At 75.5% G+C, this 3932-nt stretch carries 3 protein-coding genes; all 3 read right to left on the bottom strand.

All coding sequences use genetic code 11. The annotated features are described in order from the left end of the window. Positions 1-1555, bottom strand: a 1555-nt coding sequence (locus NBW84_RS23035) for an allantoicase (protein WP_250287352.1), incomplete at its 3' end; no start/stop codon positions are given. 184 nt (positions 1556-1739) lie between these two features. After that, positions 1740-3203 carry an allantoinase AllB gene (gene allB, locus NBW84_RS23030; protein ID WP_250287351.1) on the bottom strand — a complete coding sequence of 488 codons (1464 nt, stop codon included), beginning with the start codon at positions 3201-3203 and terminating at the stop codon, positions 1740-1742. Then, positions 3200-3932 (bottom strand): molybdopterin cofactor-binding domain-containing protein (locus tag NBW84_RS23025; RefSeq protein ID WP_250287350.1); only part of this gene is annotated, 733 nt, incomplete at its 5' end. The genes NBW84_RS23025 and allB, both read right to left, overlap by 4 nt.

Genomic DNA, 3932 nt, shown 5'->3' with positions numbered 1-3932 from the left:
AGCCGCTGATCAGCCGTCGCAGCCGGAGTCCGGTGATCTCGGCCTGCTGGCCGGCCGCGACCCGCAGCTCGGTGGCCTGGTCGTTGCCCAGCCGCTCCCGCAGCAGCCCCAGCATCTCCTCGGCGCTGCGGCCGGCGGCACGTACCAGGAAGACGTAGCCGAACCGGTCCTCGTACTCCTGGTTGCCGGCGACCAGCGCCGCCTTGAGGTCCAGGCTCGCGTTGTCCAGGGCGGCCTGCTCCCGGCGCGGGGCGTCCATCCCGGCCAGGGTGGCCCGGGTGGACGTGGTCGGCGCGGGCAGCGGGGCGCCGCGTTCCCCGATGCGGGGATGCGCGGTGAACGCCTCCAGCCAGTCCGCCTCGGTGAGCTGCCACCACTGCTCACGGGCCGCGTCGAGCAACGCGGTCAGCGTCGGGTACGGCCGGCCGTCGCCGACCACGGCGGCCCAGTCCTCCGAACCGCAGCAGCCCAGCAGCTCGGCGTGGGCCGCCCCCGGGGACAGCGCGTTGAACCAGCGCATCGCCAGCTGCTGGCGCCCGGTCTGGGTCGGCGTGCCGATGAGCCGCAGCCGGGCCAGCCCGCCGTCGGGGAACGCCTCCAGCCGCACGTGGGTGGCCTCCACCGGGACCTCCAGGTCGAACAGGTGCCGGGTGTTGGGCTGCACCCGTACCTGCGGCAGCAGCGGGTACCAGCGGGTGATCTTCTCGAGCGACGAGACCTCGTCGTTGCCGAACAGCTCGGGGGCGGACGCCGCCCACAGGGCCACCGCCCGGGGCGCGTTGCCGTGGAAGTGCCGGGTGTCGACCTCCGCCCTGATCACCTCGCCGGCGGTGACCAGCCGCACCACGGCCCACTCGTGGCCCACGCCGCGGCGGCGGCGGGTCTCCCAGCCCTCCCCCATCACCCGGGCCTCGCCGGAGGCGTTGAGGTTGTGCCGGTCGCCGTAGTGCATGTCGCTGCACGCGATGACCACCCCGCCGAGATAGGCCGCGGCCAGGTCGGAGGTGACGCGGTCGAGCAGCCTCGGGTCGGGGATCACCGTGCCGTGTACGCGCAGCCTGGCCACCCCGCCGTCCGGGTGGATGGTCAGCCGCAGGTGCGTGACGCGGGTGTGCCCGGCCCGCACCACCGGCAGGACGTTGACCGCGTCGGCCTGGACCGGCGTCCGGGGCACCAGGGCGACCCAGTTGACCGACGCCTCGGCGACCTCGGGGGCGGACGGGTAGCCACCGAGGGTGGCGCCGTGGATCTCCACCGACTCCGGGGCGTTCCCGGTGAAGTGGGAGGTGTCGACGGTCACCGCGCGCACCACGCCGGGCGCGCCGAGCCGGATGATCGCCCAGTCCGAGCCGTACAGGTCGCGGCGGCGGCGGGTCTCCCAGCCGTCCGTCCACGCGCCCCGCTCGGTGAACACCCCTGGCCGGGCGATCGGTGGCTCGGGCAGCAGCATCCGTTCGGCGAGCGCGAAGAACTCGTCGTTGACGGCCACCACCGACCCGCCGAACCGGGCCGCGGCAAGGTCGACAAGATTCGTCAGATCGGGAGCGTCGCTCACGGATCCTCTTCTCTACAGATCTTCTCCGGTGGACGCCCGTGACCGTGCGGGACGGGCGTCCACCGCTGGGAACTCGGATGTTCAGACGGAACTCGAACGCGGCCGCGCTGGAACCGGGCGCGCTGGAACCCGGCGCGCTGGCGCCGGATGGCCTGACAGCCAGCTCCCCCGCCGGATGCCGGGGTCATCGCGACAGCAGCCTGCCGTGCGGCGGCCGGTCGCCGTCGGCCCGCCTGCCGCGCAGGTAGGTGGCCCGCACGACGCCGTCCAGCGGCCGGCCCGCGTAGGGGGTCAGCGGATGGCGGTGGGCGAGCCGGGCCGGGTCGACGACGAAGGACCCCTCGGGATCGATCACGACGAGGTCGGCGTCCACCCCGGGGCTGATCCGCCCCTTGTGCGCCAGCCCGACCAGGTCGGCCGGGCCGGTGCACATCCAGCGGGCCACGTCGGCCAGGCCGTGGCCGCGGCGGCGGGCCTGCGTCCACACGGCGGCCAGGCCGAGCTGCACCGAGGCGATCCCGCCCCACGCCTGCCCGAAGTCGCCCGACTCGACGGCTCTGAGCTCCGGTGCGGACGGAGAGTGATCGGTCACCACCGCGGTGAACAGGCCCGCGGTGAGCCCCTGCCACAGCCGCTCCCGGTTGTCCTCCCCCCGGATCGGAGGTGCGCACTTGTACACAGTCGCACCATCGGGAACCTCCTCGGCGGTGAATGTCAGATAGTGCGGGCAGGTCTCGGCGGTCAGCGCGACTCCGGCGTCGCGGGCGGCCAGCACGTCGTCCAGCGCCGCCGCCGCGGACAGGTGCAGGACGTGCAGGCGGGCGCCGGTGGCCGCGGACAGCGCGGCGAGCCCGGCGACCGCCTCGGTCTCGGCCGCCGGCGGGCGCGCGGCCAGCCAGCTCGCGTACCGCCGGCCGACGGTAGGCGGCGCCGCGTCCAGGACGGCCGGTGACTCGGCGTGGACGACGGTCAGCGCGCCGAGCCGGGCGGTGTGGGCGGTGGCGGCGGCGAGCACGTCCATCCCGACGTGGGGGAACTCGGCCACCCCGGACGGTGCGAGGAACGCCTTGAAGCCGAACACCCCGGCGTCGTGCAGGGCCGCCAGGTCGGCGAGGCTGCGCGTGTCGGCACCGATGATCCCGCCCCAGAAGCCGACGTCGACCCATGCCTGGCCGGCCGCGGCGGCCCGCTTCGCGGTCAGCGCGGCCAGCGACGTCGTCGGCGGGACCGCGTTGAGCGGCATGTCGATGATCGTGGTGACGCCGCCGGCGGCGGCGGCCCGGGTGGCGGTGGCGAAGCCCTCCCACTCGGTCCGGCCCGGCTCGTTGACGTGGACGTGGGTGTCGACCGCCCCGGGCAGCAGCGCGAGGTCACCGAGATCGGTGACGCCCGGGGTGGCGCGCACCGCCTCCGGCGGCGTGACGGCGGTGATCCGCCCGTCCCGGATGTGCACGGCGGCCGGCCGGACACCGTCCGGGGTGACGACCCGTGACGAGCACAGCACGACCGGGCGTTCCGGCAGCTCGACCGGCCCACGGACGGCCGTCCGCGCCGTACCCGTACCCGTGCCCGTGCCCGGGCCGGACGCCGCCGTCCGGCCGGCGGCTGTCATCGGCTGGGAGCCCGCTGTCGGGCCGGGCTCGGTCACCGGCCACCGCCGGAACCCTCAGGACCACCCTCAGGACCACCCTCGGGACCACCCTCGGGACCGCCATCGGGATCGCCGAGGCCGAGGAGATCCTGAGGGCGGACCGGTACCCGGCGCAGGTCCCGGCCGACCGCGTCGCGCACCGCCGCCACCACGGCCGGCGCCGCCGAGCAGGTGGGCGCCTCACCCACCCCCTTCACCCCGTAGGGCGCCCCCGGCTGCGGGTGGCTCAACGCGACGAAGTCCAGCTCCGGGACATCGGCCATGCTCGGCAGCACATAGTCGTGGAACGTCGGGTTGCGCACCACCCCGTCCCGCACCACCAGCTCCTCCATCAGCGCGAGCCCGAGCCCCTGCGCCGTGCCGCCCTCGACCTGCCCGCGCAGCGACAGCGGGTTGAGCACCGTACCGACGTCCTGGACCAGCGCCATCGACACCACCCGCACCAGCCCCAGGTCGACGTCGACGTCGACGACCGCGCGGTGCGCCGCCGCGGCGAACGCCACGTGCACGTCACCCTGGCCGTCGGCGCCCAACGGCTGGGTGCGCCGGTGGCGGAAGACCTCCACCGCCTCGACCGGCCCGTCGGCGAGCGCGTCCGCGAGTGTCACGCGCACCCCGGCCTCACCGGCGACGATCTCACCGCCGGCCAGCGTCAGCAGCCGCCGCGGCGCCGCGGCGACGTCGTCGGGCAGGCCGAGCCGGCGGGCCACCCGGGCCAGCAACGCG

This window comes from Protofrankia sp. CiP1_Cm_nod2 (genome assembly GCF_920664355.1).
Lineage (GTDB): Bacteria > Actinomycetota > Actinomycetes > Frankiales > Frankiaceae > Protofrankia.
Note: the sequence above shows the minus strand (reverse complement) of the source record. Positions and strands in the feature narration are given on the sequence as shown.